Source organism: Calditrichia bacterium, from assembly GCA_020634975.1.
Lineage (GTDB): Bacteria > Calditrichota > Calditrichia > RBG-13-44-9 > J075 > JACKAQ01.
Genome location: JACKAQ010000001.1, coordinates 3430028 through 3446990, shown reverse-complemented (window position 1 = coordinate 3446990; position 16963 = coordinate 3430028). Strand labels below are relative to the sequence as shown.

The following is a 16963-nucleotide window of genomic DNA, read 5'->3' as shown; positions in this document are numbered from 1 at the left end:
TCTTATTTTTCGACTGTAAGCAGAGGAAGCCTCTCCGTGTTCTGGAAAGTTTGGACCATAAATTTCAAATTAACAGCGCTTTTTACAGCGCTAATTGCCAGTATTTCCATTTTTATTTACTTATTTTTCCCCGCAAAACTGGAAAAGCAGGCGCTTTCCGCAATTGTGGATAAATCCCAAAGCATTGCAAAATTGACGGCATTCACCATTGGTCCCGGTGTGTATTTTGAAGATATGGATGCAGTCAACGATGGATTGGCTGGCATCAGCCAAAACAAAGATGTCATACATGTTTGGGTGCTAAATTCAAAAAATGAAATCATTTCCCGATTTGACAATCTCCCCAATCCATTACAAAACAATATGTTACGTGAGAAAAACAAATTCATTAATCAGGATGGCTCGGTATTTATCACCACCGCCCCGATTATGAAAGATGCGCAACAAATCGGTGAATTGAAATTGGCGATCTCGCTAACGGATCTTCATAAAAAAGTATACGAGGCCCAGCGGTCTATCGCAACTGTCAGCTTTGTTGTGTTCATTGTAGGTTTAATTTTTATTTTGATGATCAGCGCGTTTATCACCCGCCCAATCAGCCAGATGGCAATTGCTGTCGGCAATATCAGCAAAGGCGATTTGAGCCAACGGGCACAGGTGTATTCCCGGGACGAAGTCGGGCAGTTGGCGGTCGGATTCAACAAAATGGTTGAAAATCTGGAACACACTCATAAAGCGTTGGCAACGATGAATCAGCATCTGGAGCTGAGGGTAAGCGAACGCACCGCAGATCTGGAAGCTGCAAAAATAAAAGCGGTGGAAGCCAACAACGCCAAAAGTGAATTTCTGGCAAATATGAGCCACGAAATTCGCACACCGATGAACGGTGTTATCGGGATGACCAGCTTGCTGATGGAAACACCCCTCACCGCCGAACAGCAGGAATATGTGGAAACCATTCGATCCAGCGGCAAAAGCCTGCTCAACATCATAAATGATATTCTGGATTTTTCCAAATTCGAACAGGGCAAACTGGTACTGGAAACCCATCCATTTGATGTCCGTGATTGCGTAAAGGAAGCAATCGAACTGCTTTCGCCAATTGCCCGCAACAAAAATCTGGACCTGATTCTGGATATGCAGTCCACAATACCCCAAACCGTTGAAGGGGATTTCACCCGTTTATGGCAGGTGTTGATGAACCTGTTAAACAACGCCATCAAATTTACCCATAACGGTCATGTAAAACTGACTGTTAGCATGCTTTCCGAATCAGATAATGTTGCCGAACTGCAATTTTGCATTGCCGATACTGGTATCGGGATTCCAAAAGAAAAACAGGCAGACCTGTTCACCACATTTATGCAGGTAGATTCGTCCACTTCCCGAAAATATGGCGGAACCGGTTTGGGACTGGCAATTTGTAAACAAATCATCACAAAAATGAATGGCACCATTTGGGTAGAAAGCGAAAAAGGAGAAGGATCGTCTTTTATTTTTACAGTGAAAATGGCTACAGTTGCCAATTCTAAAACCGGCGAAACCACACCCTATTCAATCAGAACCAACAAAACTACCGGCCGTATCGATCACAGCCTCGCTGAAAAAATGCCCATGAAAATCTTGATCGCCGAAGATAATATTGTGAACCAGAAACTGATTTCGCGGCTGTTGGAGAAAATGGGCTATCTGGCCGATGTTGCCGCCAACGGCATCGAAGTGCTCTCAGCAATGAATGCCAAAAATTACGACATCATTTTTATGGATATGCAAATGCCGGAAATGGATGGGCTGGAAACAACACGCCGAATCGTTGATAAATATGATGTTAGCATTCGCCCAACAATCATCGCTCTGACAGCAAATGCGTTGGTCGGCGATCGCGAAAAATGTCTGGCTGCCGGAATGGATGACTATTTATCCAAACCGATAAGTATTGAAATGCTGCAACATAAACTGGCGAATTTCAGCAAACGCAGTCATTAGCGAAAAAAACAGATATTTCGTCTCCGCCGTTTTTTCACAAAATTACCCCACAATTAAATAATTTTAGTCTTCTCGGAAACCATCGTTGAAAAGTATCGCGGATTGTGGTATCTTGTCTTGCAACAGTGGTTCACTCAATTAGAATCCGGCTTGCCGTAACCGGCAGCAGCGCTTCCTGTTCCGACTTCCAATCAGTACTAAAAAAAGCAATTTCCATCAAAGCAGGTTTGGATATGCGTCAGTTTTTGTTGACACCCATCATTTTATTTGCGATACATCTGGGATGGTTTTTTGCTTTATCGGCAGCCGGTGAGCAGCCATCCGCCTACGAAACCGGCAGCCCAAACATCACATTTTACGACCCCAAAACATACGGCGAGCACACCCAAAACTGGTGCATCATCCGCGATAATCGCGGGGTGGTTTACTCGGCAAATGGCAACGGCGTTCTCGAATATGACGGCGCCACCTGGCGGCTCATCGAAACTCGCAACAGTGCGCGAGCGCGTTCGTTTGCCAAAGGCGCGGATGGGACGATTTATGTCGGTGCGTCGGCAGATTTTGGCTATCTCGTGCCGGATTCCATTGGCGAAATGCGCTTTGTTTCGTTGCTGAACAACGTTCCGGAAAACGAACGGGATTTTTCGGAAGTTTGGCGAACCCACTGCACCAGCGATGGCGCAGTTTATTTCCAGACATTCAGCAAATTGTTTCGCTGGTCCAACGGGAAAATAAAAATCTGGAAAACCGATCCGCTGTTTTTCCTCTCGCATCTGGTGAACGACACGCTATTTATCCAGCAACGCAACGTTGGCATTTTCAAACTGGCAGGCGATTCGTTACAATTAATTCCGGGAAGCGAAATGATCGCCGGAAATGGTGTTTTCGAAATTTTGTCGATTGACGCAGAAACTCGATTATTCTGCGTTGGCAAAGCTGGGTTGTATCTTCATAAAAATCAGAAATTTACCCGTTTTTCAGATGCGGCAACAAAATTTATTTCGTCCAACCAGCTTTCCTCTGCTGCGCTATTACCGGATGGACGGATAGTATTGGGCAGCTACAATGCCGGCGCAATTATTATCGATCTGCAGGGAAATTTGCAAATGCGGCTGGACAAATCCGGCAGTTTGCCGGATGACGATATCAAACATTTGTATCACGATGGCATGGGTTCGCTGTGGTTGGGCATGAATTTTGGCATCGCGAAAATCGCGTTACCGTCCCAGTTCAGCTATTTTACGGGCATCAATGGGCTGGAAGGAAATGTCGAAAACATCATCCGGCATCGCGGACAATTGTTTGTTGCGACCGGGCAGGGCATTTATTTACTCGATCCCCAATCGGAAAAACCATTTCGCCAATATGGCAATTTTCAGCACCAATCGTTCCATTTGCTTTCCACCGGAAAAGATCTGCTGGCCGGCACAAATAACGGCGTTTATCTTTTGGAAAATCAGCAGGTTAAACCAATTTCAACGAATGATGAAACGGTGTTTTTTTTGCATCGCTATCAACAAAATCCAAACCTGATTTTTGCCGGACATTTGTTAGGTCTCGGCGTTTTGCGGTACGAAAACGGAAGCTGGCGATATGTCGGCAAAATCGATGGAATCAGCGAAGAAATCCGCAGCATTGTGGAAAATCCCGATGGCTCGTTGTGGTTGGGAACGATGCAAAAAGGGGTGATGCGAATCCAACTCGACCATCTCGACCGGGAAATTCCCATCGCGACAGTCGCGCATTTTGAGATGGACATGCCGTTATCGACCGGGCAAATTAGCGCGATTAACAATCATGTTTCTTTCGCAACATTAAAAGGTCTGCGGTATTTTGACGAAGCGACCCAAACATTGCAACCAGACTCGGTTTACGGCGCAGCACTTGCGGATTCCACCGTTGAAATTTACTGGCTTTTTGAAACCGGCGATGGCAACGTCATTTTCCGGCTTGGCAGCAACAAAACCGGGCATTGCTGGCTGGCGGAAAAACAGCCGGATGGCAGCTACAAACTCAACAAAAGCCGTTTCCGGGAAATATCGATTTTTGGGGCACTGGATGCCTGTTTCACAGATGCAGACGGTGTGATCTGGTTCGGCTGCAAACCGGGAATTATCCGTTTCGATCCGGCAATTGATTATCAAATGAAACCGCAATTTCCACCGTTAATCCGCCATGTTTCCATCCCCAAAAATAACCGGCATTCGCTGTTGTTCAACGGCACCGTCATCGACCGGGCAGAAACACCGGTGTTGCAGTATCACGATAATGCGCTTCGTTTCGAATTCGCCCTCCCCTCTTTTGAAAATGAGTTCGAAAACCAGTTCCGCTTTATGCTCGACGGTTTCGATCATGGATGGTCTGGCTGGTCGGCAACGGCAAAAAAAGATTACACCAACCTGCCGGAAGGCGATTACGTTTTCCGCGTTCAATCCAGAAATATGTATCGCTCGGAAATTGGTGAAACCAGCTTCGCGTTCGACATTTTACCGCCGTGGTTTCGCACGTGGTGGGCATTTTTGCTGTATTTTGTTTTGGGCGGCATTGCGATTGCCGGAATCGTGCAAATTCGGGTACGGCAGTTGAAACAACAGCAGGAGGAGTTGGAAAAAATTATCACAATGCGCACCGCGCAGGTGGTCGAACAGCGCAACCAATTGGAGCAGCAATCGGAAAAGCTGAAAGAAATGGACGAACTGAAATCGCGGTTTTTTGCGAATATTTCCCATGAATTTCGAACACCGCTCACGCTGATAATGGGATTGCTGGACAAATTGCGGCGAAACATACCCACTGCGGATGCCCACTCAGACTTGGGAATGATGCGTCAGAACGCCGCACGATTGCTCAATTTGATAAATGAATTGCTGGATTTATCCAAACTGGAAGCGGGGCGGATGGAGCTGCGAGCCGCAAAAAGCGACATCGTTCAGTTTCTCCGGCGAATTTTTGCATCGTTCGCATCCTTCGCGCCGGAAAAGAAAATTGAACTCCGGTTTAATCATGTACCGTTGACGGAAACATCGGGGCAGGCAGCTATTTTTATCTATTTTGATGCGGAAAAATTGGAAAAAGTGTTCAACAATTTGCTCTCGAACGCCTTCAAATTTACTCCGGCAAACGGGGAAATTGATGTGAGCATTGTTACCGGCATCGCCGGCGGTGGCGATGAGCAGCCGGTTGTGGAAATCCGCATCACCAACACCGGACCGGGCATTCCGCCTGACAAGCTGGAAAATATTTTTGACCGGTTTTATCAGGTGGAAGCCGGCACCACCCGCCAGTTTGAGGGAACCGGCATCGGTTTGGCGCTGGTGAAAGAGTTGGTGGAGTTGCATCGCGGCAGTGTTTTTGTGGAAAGCGAAGTGGATCGAGAAACCACGTTTTCGGTGCGGCTGCCGTTTGGCGCCAAACATTTGCGACCGGAAGAAATTGTCGAAAAATCGGAAGCAACGGAAGAACAAGTAGTGCCCATCGTCCGGCAAATTCCGGTGAAACCGGTCGATATCGATTCGGGCGGTTCGGTTTTTCAACCGGATGCCGCATCGCCAGTTTCAAAAAACACCGGCGATGATTGCATCGTGCTGGTTGTGGAAGATCACCGCGATTTGCGGGCGTTCATCTGCGAGCAACTTCGACCGGAATTTCAGGTGATCGAAGCGGAAAACGGGCGAATCGGGCTGGAAATTGCCGAAGCGCAAATTCCCGATTTGATCATCAGCGATGTAATGATGCCGGAAATGGACGGCTACCAGCTTTGCGACGCGCTAAAATCCGGCGAGAAAACCAACCACATCCCAGTAATTTTGCTGACCGCAAAAGCGGCAACGGGCGATAAAATTGAGGGGCTGGAAACCGGCGCGGATGATTATTTGGTGAAGCCGTTCGATTCGCAGGAACTGGTGATCCGGGTGCGCAACCTGATTCGCATCCGCGAGCAAATGCGCCAGAAATTCAGCAGCGAAATGCTGCTCAAACCGGCGGATGTTACCGTGCCGTCGATTCATCAGGAATTTCTCTCGCGATTAATAGCGATCATCGAAGAACATCTGGACGATGAAAATTTCAGCGTGGAAGCGTTCTCGGACGAAATCGGGATGAGCCGGGCGCAGCTGCACCGCAAATTGCGGGCAATCGCTAACCAGTCGCCGAGTGAATTTATCCGCTCGTTCCGGCTGCAACGCGCCGCTGAGCTGATCAAACAGGATGCCGGAAACATCGCGGAAATCGCCTACATGGTCGGATTCAACAGCCAGGCGTATTTCACTCGCTGTTTTCAGGAACAATTTGGCTGCTCGCCGCGCGATTTTAAAAAATCAATTCAATAAATTGCTTCTGTGGAACGCAGATCTGCGTTCCCTACCGCCAAATTTGTCACTCACTTGTCACTCGTTTGTCACTCGTTCCAAGCTCCTGCTTCGGATGACTCTCGTTCCAGGCTCCTGCCTGGAATGCATTTTCCTCAAAACACCTCTCCCCCCAAAAATCCCCGTTTGCAACATTTGTTCAAAAAAATGCGACATATGTGCAAAATCGCTCCCGTTAAACCACGGAATACTGTTTCCCCACCACAAACACACCAAAAATTTGCGACAATTGTGCAAAAACCGGCGACATAGTTGAAAGATTTCTCCTGCACTTTTTCATACCTTTTTCACGTCATCGTTACAACAGCAAAAAACAAAACGATAGACAAATATTAAGCGTGTGAAAAACTCAACAAACAAAGGAGAATAGAATGAAACGCGCAATGATTTTTTTATATGGTGTTATCAGTTATTCCATTTTTTTCAGCTGGTTTTTGTATATCATCGCATTTGTGGGCGATTTTTACGTGCCCAAAACCATCAACTCCGGAGAAACGACGTCGATTGGTCTCGCTGTTTTGGTCAACATCTCGCTGGTGCTTCTGTTTGGACTTCAACATTCCTTAATGGCCCGTGGGAAATTTAAAAACTGGCTTACCCGCTACATCCCGGAATCGATGGAACGCAGCACTTATGTGTTGGTATCCAGTGTATTGTTCTACTTTATGTTGTGGCAGTGGCAGCCAATTCCGGCTACTGTTTGGAATATAACCAATGCAATGGCTGCTCAGGTAATTTACGCTGTGTTTGCTGCCGGATGGTTTATTTTGCTGCTCTCAACATTTCTGATCAATCATTTTGAGCTGTTCGGATTGCAGCAGGTGTTTTTCCAACTACTGAAAAAAGTTGCGGGAAAACCACGCTTCGTAACACCCTTATTCTACAAAAATGTGCGTCACCCGATGATGATCGGCATTTTTCTGGCAGTTTGGGCTACGCCGCATATGACCGTAGGTCACCTGCTGTTCGCACTCGGAATGACAGCGTATATCCTGGTTGGCGTTTATTATGAGGAACGTGATCTGGTGAAAACATTTGGAGATGATTATATCAATTATCAAGAAACTGTTCCCAAAATAATTCCCTCGCTGAAAGCGAAAACAAAAGAACAAGTTTCGGTTGATGCATTGTAATCAACCTCAACCAACCAATTAAATATTGTATGGCTAAGCGGTAAATTAACAACAGCTTAGCCATACAAATCTGCAAAAAAAATAATACGATAACCGGAGATTTAACATGAATTTATCAAACCAGGTCGCAACCGTTTTCCGCCAAAATCCGCTACTGCGATTATATAAACATTACATTTTTGATAGTGTTATTATTCTGAAAAATGAAGGCTGGAAAGCACTGATCCGCAAACGCGGCACGAAATTTTTGTTTATCATTTTTGGCTATTATCTGATTCGCGATACAATTTTATACATCATCATCCCGCTGTGTATCGCCAAAGGTTTACTCTAACAATCAAAATAAAATTATTAAAAGGAAATAAAAATGTTCGCAGCAATCATCGCATCTGAAATTTTGAAAAGAAAAAATATCTGCTTTTCCGTTTGCTCGTATGGCTACCAGCATCTGGCGGATCGACAGAAAGATTTCATGGAAACAGACCCGGAAGTGTTGAGCCGAACCATGACCGAAATCAACAACAAAGCAATTCGCCGGCAGGAACCGGAATTGGATACCTTTACCTTATACGCTAAAGCCAGTTAATTGTCATCATCAATCATCAAAAATTTGGAAAACACTCATGGAAATTAATCAGAAAATAAAAAACGCAATCGCCCGGAATGTAAAGGCAATGACCCTTCGCCCCAACATTGCCCGAGGAACGGCGGTTACCACAGCCAGGGTTACCGACGGAATGACCTGCGAAATTGTGGAAGGACAGTGGCAATTTACAGCTGATATGCACGAAAAACACGGTGGCGAAAATGCCGGACCCAATCCCGGTGTGCTCGGGCGTGGGGCTTTGGCAAGTTGTCTGGCGATTTGTTATACAATGTGGGCTGCACGATTGAATGTGCCAATGCGCATTTTGGAAGTGGAAGTTCAGGCGGATTACGATGCTCGTGGCGAATACGCCGTTGCGCCGGTTCCGGTCACATATTCAGAAGTTCGTTTTACCGTGACGCTGGAAAGCCCGGCACCGGAGGAAGACATTTTATGTGTATTGAACACAGCAGAAGCACACAGCTCATATTTTATCATTTTTAGCAAAGCGATGCCCCTCCGCCGGGAAGTGAAAATTTTAGAAACGGAGGTCAAATAATGGAAGCAAAACTGCAACGGCGAATCCAGCGATACGGCTGGGATAAAGCCGCTCATATTTACGAAAAAAGCTGGTTGGAACCGCTGGCACCCGCGCAAAACCGCCTGCTGGAAATGGCAAACCTGCGACCCGGCGAACGAGTGCTGGATATCGCCTGCGGCACTGGACTGGTTACGTTTCCCGCAGCTTCGGCGGTCGGGATGCATGGCGAGGTAATCGGCACGGATATTTCCGATGAAATGATCCGGCTGGCGGATGATTTCGCCCGGAAAAACGAAATCCACAATGTTCAGTTCCGGCAAATGGACGGGGAGGATTTGCGTTTCCCGAAACAATCGTTCGATGCGGTACTGTGTGCGTTGGGATTGCTGTATTTCCCGAATCCGCTGCAATCACTCCGCGAGATTTTCCGGGTGCTGAAACCCGGCGGACGGGCAGTGATTGCCGTGTGGGGGCATCGCGACAAATGCGGCTGGTCAGAAGTTTTCCCGATTGTCGATGCGCGGGTGAAATCCGAAGTTTGTCCAATGTTTTTCCAACTTGGCACCGGCGACATGCTGCAACTGCAACTCGAAAATGCCGGTTTCAGTGAAATTCAAAACCATCGACTCTCGTCCGAACTGCATTTCCCCACAGATGAACGGGCATGTTCCGCAGCTTTTGTCGGTGGTCCGGTGGCGCTGGCTTACGCGCGCTTCGATGAATCCACCAAAGCGGATGTTCACCGGGAATATCTGGATTCCATCGCGGAATATCACAACGGCAACAGCTACCGGATTCCCGGTGAATTTGTGGTTGCCGCCGGTTACAAGTGCGATTGAGCCCATATTCCTACCGGTTGATATTTACCGATCGGTAAATATCAACCGGTAAAAAACAATTTATGTGCAGATCAATTTTTCGCAGATTTTCAACGATTTTTCAACTCAACTCTTTAAATTCTGTTACTTATCCTTTCACCCGACATTCACAAATTTCCCAATTTTCTTTTTGGCACTTATGTTGCCTTTACCTGTGTAAAACAGAGGAAAGGTTATATGCGTCGGTACTATTACATTCGCCCGGGAATACAGTTTGCCTTCACCATGCTTTACACATTTCTGACGGCCGTAGAGATTATGGTTTGCGGCATCGTTTTCTATATTTTCGAAAAATCCACTGCCCACCTGCCGCTGGATTTGCGGATTTACTGGCTGTTTTCCACCATTTTCCTGATCACCATTTTGCTGAGCGCCTTTAATTTTTGGCTGGGTACCCGCATTTCGCACCGCGTTGCGGGTCCTGTTATCCAGATAAAGCGAGCATTGCAGCAAGCCATTAAAGGCAATTACACATACCGGATTCAAATGCGATCGACAGATTACCTGCACGAAATCGGCGATAAAATTAATATGCTGATGGAAAATCTGGACGAACAAAACACCCGGCAAACTGTGCCAAAAGATAATACAAACGATTAACTGAAATAGTTGTTTTTACTTTATTTAACCACAAGGAGGTGTGTAAATGAAATCCCCAGGATGGCGTAAAGCCAGCGCCAGTAGTCACAGCCGAATTTTTGGCATTTGTATCGCGCTGCTGTTTTTATTTTTCTCTGCGGCGGAAGCCCAGGTAGCAAAGAAGCTGCAGATTCTGCTACCCGGGATGACGCCAGCCCCAAACACGGGCAACGGATACAACGGCTCACCGATCGACCAGACCAGCGGCGTTCCGTTTGACGTAATTGTGAACGCAGTAGACAACAATTGGAATATCGTTCCGGTCAACGATCAGGTGTCGCTGACATCATCCGATCAATTGGCGGAACTGCCGCTACCGGTGAATCTGGTGAACGGCAGCACAACGCTGTCCGTTATTCTGAATTCCAACGGATTGTATTCCATAACCGCACACGACGATTCGAAACCATCGGTCAATTCCGCATCGTCTCCGCCGGTGCGAATCGTGAAAATCGATTATTTCATGATTACCCCGATTGGCAATCCGGTCGGCGGCGTTCCCGGTCAGGTGAGTGTGGGTGAAACGATTCCCAGCGTAGAAATTAGCGCCCGCGACCAAAACGGGAATCTGGTTAACAAATACAACGGCCGGGTTTATTTATCCGAATTAACCGATTACGGCGAAGGCAGAATTGAGCCGGAAGCCGTTCAACTCAGCTCGGGAAAATGGATCGGCGATCTAAAAATATATCGGGCGGGAGAAAAAGAAGCGGCATGGGGCGTTACCGGCGATGTGTGGCTAAAAGCCAGCGACGGCACACCTGCATCGGATAAAATGGAAATCATCATCACCGCGGATGACGCATACGAATTGTATGTGAACGGCAATTTTATCGGTGGAAACGCACAGCCGACAACCGCGCAAACCTATATTTTGCCATATCGTGACGGCAAAAATGTTGTGGCCATTCACGGCACAAACCAGAGTTCCAGCAAAGGGTTGCTCGCTGAAATTCGTGTGAACGGCCAGATTGTGAAAGTTTCCGGCAACACCTGGTTGCAAACATCAACGTTTGAAAACGGCTGGCAAAGTTTTGATTTTAATGATCAAAACTGGAGCCAGTCGACCGATTTAGGGGCATATGGCATCCCGCCCTGGGGAACCAATGTTGCCGGGTTTCCTGCAGGTAGCCCGGCGCATTGGATCTGGGGAAATGCGGATGAAACGTATTTCCGGACAACCGTTACCGTAAATTCGGTGCCGCCGGCGCCGGCGTTCACGCCGCATGACGGCGAAAGCAACCGTTTTTGCGCATTGCCGGGTTCGTTCAGCCAACTGCTGACGATTTTGCCGGGTGAATCTTTCGCGCCGGGCAGCAGGATCGGGAAAACCGGTTTGCCAAACGATCAACCCGCCGGAAACGATTTCTGGGTGAACGTTTACGGCACGGATAATTTCTGGAATAAAATTCCCAATACCGATGTTGTTGCACTGACATCCAGCGATGCTGCGGCAAATCTGCCCTTCAACGCTACGATGAACAACGGCAGCGTGAGCATGAACGTGACGCTGAACAGCGCCGGAATGCAAACTGTTTCCGCACGGGACGTGTCCAACGCATCCGTTTTGCCGGACACTTCGTCGGAAGTGCGGGTGGTGGAAGGCATCGATCATTTTGTGTTCAGCAACATCAGCGCAACGCAGGTTGCCGGTCAACCGTTCAACGTTACGATTACCGCGGTGAACGATCTCGGCGTTCCGGCAACCAATTTTCAGGGTGTGCTGACGATCAGTTCAACCACCGGCGAGCAGACCGTTTTTCCGTCCGAAATTACCATGATTAACGGCACATGGTCGGGTTCGGTGATGCTCACCAAAGCCGCAACCCTCGTAAATCTGGCGGTTACGGACGCAGCCAATCCGCCGCACACCGGAAACAGCAACCAATTTAACGTGGTCGCCGGAACAGCGGCAAAACTGCAGGTGCTGGTTCCGGGCGAAACCGCAACGCCGGGCATCGCGCCGGGAAAAACCGGCACGGCAGCCGAAGTTTTGGCCGGCAGCAGTTTTTACATTCGCGTAAATGCGGTTGACCAGTGGTGGAATGTCATCAACAGCAACGCGGATTTGGTACATTTGAGCAGCTCCGACGCTGCAGCTTCGCTCCCGAACGACGCAGCGCTGAGCGGCGGCACCAAACAATTTTTGGTAACGCTGAACACCAACGGATTGCAAACGGTTTCCGCATCGGATGTGACCAATCCGGTGGTTGCGCAGGGCACCGGCAGCCAGATCCGGGTGAATCCGGGCAATATGGACCACTTTGAATTTACCACGATTGTCGGACCGAAATTCGCCGGAACACCATTTTCGATTACCATCACCGCTGCTGATCCGCAGGGCAATCCCGTGACGGATTATTCCGGGGTGGTTTTCCTCGCAGCCAGCACCGGCGATAACACGATGATTCCCATCACCGCCAATTTCAACAACGGCACGTGGACGGGCAACGTGACGCTGAAAGTTGCCTCCGGCGGCGTTTACCTGACCGCAAAAGACGGCGCAACACCGCCGCACACCGGCACCAGCAACCAGTTCGAAGTCCAACCCGGTGCGCTCACCAAATTCCAGGTGCTCGTTCCGGGCATGACCGCAACGCCAGGCGTTGAACCGGGACACACCGGCACGCCGCAATCGCAAAATGCCGGTCACCCCTTCCCCATCGTTGTGAACGGTGTGGATGAATACTGGAACGTAGTGACCACCGCCAGCGATTCTTTCGGCGTATCTTCCACGGATGCGTTCGCATCGCTGCCGGAACCGGCGCGACTGATCAACGGCGCGAAAAATGTGAGCATCACGCTGAACAGCGACGGTGCGCATACGGTATCCGCATTTCATTTGAACAACCCGACGATCCAAAACGGGCAAACGCCGCAAATTTCGGTGTTACCGCAAAATCTGGATCATTTTGAATTTAGTACTATCAGCAGTCCGGTCACTGCCGGAACACCGTTTTCAGTGGCCATCGAAGCGCAAACCGCTGACAACCAAACGGTGTTCGGATTCAACGGAACAGTTGAATTGAGCGCATCGACCGGCACGGGAACGATCACACCGGTGACCGTCGGGCCGTTCCAAAACGGCGTTTTTTCCGGCGAAATTACACTCACCAAAGCCGCCGGTTCTGTTACGCTGACCGCGAATGACAACGGCACACCGAACCACACCGGCACGAGTAACGCATTCACGGTCGTGCCGGGATCGTTCAGCAAATTGCAGGTGTTGCTGCCCGGCGAACAGGCCAATCCGGGCGTTGCGCCGGGAAAAACCGGCACGCCGCTGGATCAGCAAACCGGCGAAGAATTCAACGTTTCCGTTCGCGCGGTGGACAACCACTGGAACCTGATCACCGCTGCCGGCGACAGCATCAGGCTGAGCTCCACCGATACGAGCGCCATTTTCTCGGAAACGGGCAAGTTGATCAACGGTGCGGCAAGCCAGTCTTTCATCATGGGCACGGCGGGCATTCACACCGTTTCTGCGGCGGATATTTCCAGTCCGTCGATTTTGGGATCGGTCAGCAGCGCCATCAATATTTTCCCCGGCAATCTGGATCATTTTGAATTTGCGACCATCGCCAACCAGACCGCCGGAAACGCATTTGGCGTAACGATAACTGCAACGGACGTTGCCGGAAATCCGGTGTCCGGTTACAACGGGCACGCCCGTCTGGAATCGAGCAGCGGCGCAGCCACCATTTCGCCATCCGAAGTCGATTTTGTGGACGGCGTTTGGAGCGGCAACATCACCATCACAAAAGCAACAGCCAACGTGCAATTAACCTGCCTCGACTTTGCGGCAAATCCGCACAGCGGGCAGAGCAATTTATTCAACATCACCCCGGGCGAATTTACCCGGATGCAAATTTTGCTGCCCGGCGAGACAGCAACACCGGGGATCGCTCCCGGAAAAACCGGCGATGTTGACCCACTGGTTGCCGGCGACGCGATCCCGGTAACGATCAACGCCGTGGACGAATGGTGGAACGCGGTCACGACCGACACAGGAACCGTGGGGCTTTCCGCTACCGATCCATCCGCGAATTTACCGCTGGATGCGCAACTGCAATCCGGCACCATCACTTTCGCGAATACGCGATTGAACACGCCGGGATTCTGGACGCTGACCGCGCATTATCGCCACGATCCGCAAATTTCTTCCGATACATCGCCGTTGATTCACGTAGTGAGCGGTTCGGTAGCCAGCTTTTTGTTCGAACCGATCAGCAGTCCGCAGAGCGCCGGCAATGCCATCAACGTAACCATTCACGCGGTAAACGGCAGCGGCTCAACCGTCACCAATTACAACGAAATGGTCAGCCTGACGTCATCGACGGGACCGGGAACGATCATCGTTGGCAATGTCCAGTTTGTCGATGGCACATGGAGCGGACCGGTGACGATCACCAAAGCAGCGCAGAGCGTTCATCTGAACGCGCACGATTTCGCGGACATCGTTCGCGGAAACAGCAACCCGTTCACGGTGGTTCCGGGCGCATTCAGCAAACTGCAACTCCTGATGCCGGGCGAACTGGAAACACCCGGTTTGGCACCGGGAAAATCCGGCAATCCGCAACCGCAGATCAGCGGTGTGCCCTTCCAAATCAAGCTACGCACAACCGACGCATGGTGGAACGTGACCGCGCCGGACAGCTTCGCAGTCAATTTCAGCGCAACCGATCCGCAGGCTGTGCTGCCATCGGAAACGATGCTGACCGCCGGAATCAGCAACATTGATTTCACGATGCTGACACCGGGCAACCAGAAATTGCGGGTCGCAGGTGCGTCGAATCCGGCGTTTGCCGACACCTCCAGCCAGTTTTCCGTGCAGTCCGGCGCTGTGCATCACTTCGCATTTTCCGTGATCGACAGCGGGCAAATTGCCGGTCAGTCCTTCAGCCTGCACATTCAGGCGATGAATATTTACGACAATCCGATTACCGATTATGACGGCGATATCATCCTCTCCGCCTCAACCGGAAACGGCACAATTACCCAAACCGGCGTCACGCTGGCAAACGGCAACTGGCAGGGCGAACTGGCCGTCACCCGCGCCGATTCCGCGGTTGTGCTGTACGCCGCGGATTACGTGCCCGCGCCGAACACCCACACCGGCTACAGCAACACGTTTACGGTCGTTCCTGCTGAACTCGCGGGATTGCAAGTGTTGCTCCCCGGCGAAACGGTGACACCCGGCGTCAACCCCGGCAAAAAAGGCAACGCACTCACCCAAACCGCCGGAAACGCATTCAACATTACGGTTCGCGCGGTGGATGCATTCTGGAATATCATTGCCGAAAATGCTGATTCGCTGAGCATCAGCGTCAGCGATACATTTGCCCAAATTCCCGCCGACATTCAATTGGCGAACGGGCGATCCGAAATTCCGGTGACCGTTCGCGCAGCAGGAACGCACAACATTCAGGCGCAATTCACTTTCACAACCGGATTTCCGGCGGCAATTGCCGACAGCCTGATTGTCGAGCCGAACGCTTTTTCGCAACTGCTGGTGTTGCTCCCCGGCGAATCGCTGCTGCCCGGCGATACCGAAAACGATCCGCTGAAAACCCCGGGACGCGCCAACAGCGCACAGCGTCAAACCTCCGGACTGCCGTTTTCGGTTGAAGTTTGGGCGGTGGATGATTATTGGAACGCCATCACCAACGCACCTGCGGATAACGTGCACTTATTCACCACCGACAATAGCGCCACAATTATCAAAAATGACTCCGTTTTGGTGAACGGCAAAGCCGGATTTTCGGTGACGCTGAACCAGGGCGGCAACCAGATTATCCGGGCAATCAACGACAGCCGTTCGAGTATCCGCACCTCGCTCGATGCGCTGCTGGAAGTGCTCGTCGGCGGATTACATTATGAAATTTCATTAGATACAACTCGCTTTGCGGCCGGCGAATCGTTCGCGATGACCGTATTTTTCAAAAACGGCATCGGCGAAATCGTGCCGAGCGCAAACCATGTGGTAAACCTGAGCGCGGTTGACGCGCAAGATATTGACGAGGTTGTCGGCACATTCGAAAATGCGTCATTCAACCTGCAGGGCGGACAGCGCACCGTGCAGCAAAGCGGCGATTTTGTGGGCGTTATCCGGATTAAAGTTGCGGACGGCATCGGCACCGATCCGGGCTATTCCGATCCGCTGGAAATTTTTGCCGGAAACGTCGCATCGATTTCGGTCAACGCACCGAAAACCGAGCTGCGCGGTCTGGAAGAACTGGTGTTGCTGGCAAAATTATTCGATCAGGCCGGAAACCCGGTAATCAACCATGATGTCAGCTTTGAACTGGTTCAGGGCAGCGGGCAGCTCAAACAGGGCAACGCCGTTTCCAACGGCGAAGGCGTCGCCAGCGTCACGTTTACAGCAGGTCGTGTGACCGAAACCAACATCGTCCGGGCACTCGTGGACACCGTTGCGACGGATTTCGAAATCGTCGTCAACCTGACCACTTCGGACATGCCCGACGGTCAACCTGTCAACTACCCGAATCCATTTGGTCTGGAATCCGATATGACACGAATTGATTACTACCTGCCGGTAGATGCAGATGTGAAACTGCAGATTTTCGATCTGTTCGGGAATCTGGTGTGGACACAAAAAATCAGCGCCGGTGAGCCGGGCGGAAAAGGTCGCGAAAACAGCAGCCATCCCAACTCTGTCATATGGAATGGTGTGAACGATCGCGGACAAAAAGTGGGTAACGGCGGCTACATCCTCGTTGCCAAAGCCACCGCCAACGGCAAGGTTGTCATGAACGCCATGCGCAAAATCGCGGTGTTGCGATGATGGCACAATCAATTGAAGCAATGACCGT

Annotated in this window: 9 protein-coding genes; all 9 read left to right on the top strand. The window is 50.1% G+C overall.

Annotated features, from left to right (window positions below; translation table 11 throughout):
• Positions 1-36 precede the first annotated feature (36 nt).
• The 9 genes from H6629_13855 to H6629_13815 all read left to right on the top strand — a co-directional run bounded on the left by H6629_13855 (position 37) and on the right by H6629_13815 (position 16935).
• Positions 37-1986 carry a response regulator gene (locus H6629_13855; protein ID MCB9068880.1) on the top strand — a complete coding sequence of 650 codons (1950 nt, stop codon included), beginning with the start codon at positions 37-39 and terminating at the stop codon, positions 1984-1986.
• A 233-nt stretch (positions 1987-2219) separates the two neighbouring features.
• A complete protein-coding gene (locus H6629_13850) occupies positions 2220-6314 on the top strand; it encodes a response regulator (GenBank protein MCB9068879.1) in 4095 nt (1364 codons plus the stop codon).
• A 410-nt stretch (positions 6315-6724) separates the two neighbouring features.
• A complete protein-coding gene (locus H6629_13845) occupies positions 6725-7486 on the top strand; it encodes an isoprenylcysteine carboxylmethyltransferase family protein (protein MCB9068878.1) in 762 nt (253 codons plus the stop codon).
• Between the two features lie 106 nt (positions 7487-7592).
• On the top strand, positions 7593-7820 hold the full coding sequence (locus H6629_13840) for a hypothetical protein (GenBank protein ID MCB9068877.1): 228 nt from the start codon (positions 7593-7595) through the stop codon (positions 7818-7820).
• Positions 7821-7853: 33 nt separating this feature from the next.
• On the top strand, positions 7854-8072 hold the full coding sequence (locus H6629_13835; GenBank protein MCB9068876.1) for a hypothetical protein: 219 nt from the start codon (positions 7854-7856) through the stop codon (positions 8070-8072).
• A gap of 37 nt (positions 8073-8109) precedes the next feature.
• Positions 8110-8631 carry an OsmC family protein gene (locus tag H6629_13830; protein ID MCB9068875.1) on the top strand — a complete coding sequence of 174 codons (522 nt, stop codon included), beginning with the start codon at positions 8110-8112 and terminating at the stop codon, positions 8629-8631.
• The gene (locus H6629_13825) at positions 8631-9452 is read left to right on the top strand and encodes a methyltransferase domain-containing protein (protein ID MCB9068874.1); all 822 of its coding nucleotides are present in this window, start codon (positions 8631-8633) and stop codon (positions 9450-9452) included. The genes H6629_13830 and H6629_13825 overlap by 1 nt, the downstream gene beginning before the upstream one ends.
• Positions 9453-9668: 216 nt before the next feature.
• Positions 9669-10091 (top strand): hypothetical protein, encoded by a 423-nt coding sequence (locus tag H6629_13820; GenBank protein MCB9068873.1) that lies wholly within the window; start codon positions 9669-9671, stop codon positions 10089-10091.
• 46 nt (positions 10092-10137) lie between these two features.
• A complete protein-coding gene (locus tag H6629_13815) occupies positions 10138-16935 on the top strand; it encodes a hypothetical protein (protein ID MCB9068872.1) in 6798 nt (2265 codons plus the stop codon).
• Positions 16936-16963: the final 28 nt, after the last annotated feature.

What these genes read in the sequence shown, in the direction of transcription:
- H6629_13835 (MCB9068876.1), top strand. Translation starts at nt 7,854, where the DNA reads ATGTTCGCAGCAATCATCGCATCTGAAATTTTGAAAAGAAAAAATATC.
- H6629_13840 (MCB9068877.1), top strand. Translation starts at nt 7,593, where the DNA reads ATGAATTTATCAAACCAGGTCGCAACCGTTTTCCGCCAAAATCCGCTA.
- H6629_13825 (MCB9068874.1), top strand. Translation starts at nt 8,631, where the DNA reads ATGGAAGCAAAACTGCAACGGCGAATCCAGCGATACGGCTGGGATAAA.
- H6629_13830 (MCB9068875.1), top strand. Translation starts at nt 8,110, where the DNA reads ATGGAAATTAATCAGAAAATAAAAAACGCAATCGCCCGGAATGTAAAG.
- H6629_13815 (MCB9068872.1), top strand. Translation starts at nt 10,138, where the DNA reads ATGAAATCCCCAGGATGGCGTAAAGCCAGCGCCAGTAGTCACAGCCGA.
- H6629_13820 (MCB9068873.1), top strand. Translation starts at nt 9,669, where the DNA reads ATGCGTCGGTACTATTACATTCGCCCGGGAATACAGTTTGCCTTCACC.
- H6629_13845 (MCB9068878.1), top strand. Translation starts at nt 6,725, where the DNA reads ATGAAACGCGCAATGATTTTTTTATATGGTGTTATCAGTTATTCCATT.
- H6629_13850 (MCB9068879.1), top strand. Translation starts at nt 2,220, where the DNA reads ATGCGTCAGTTTTTGTTGACACCCATCATTTTATTTGCGATACATCTG.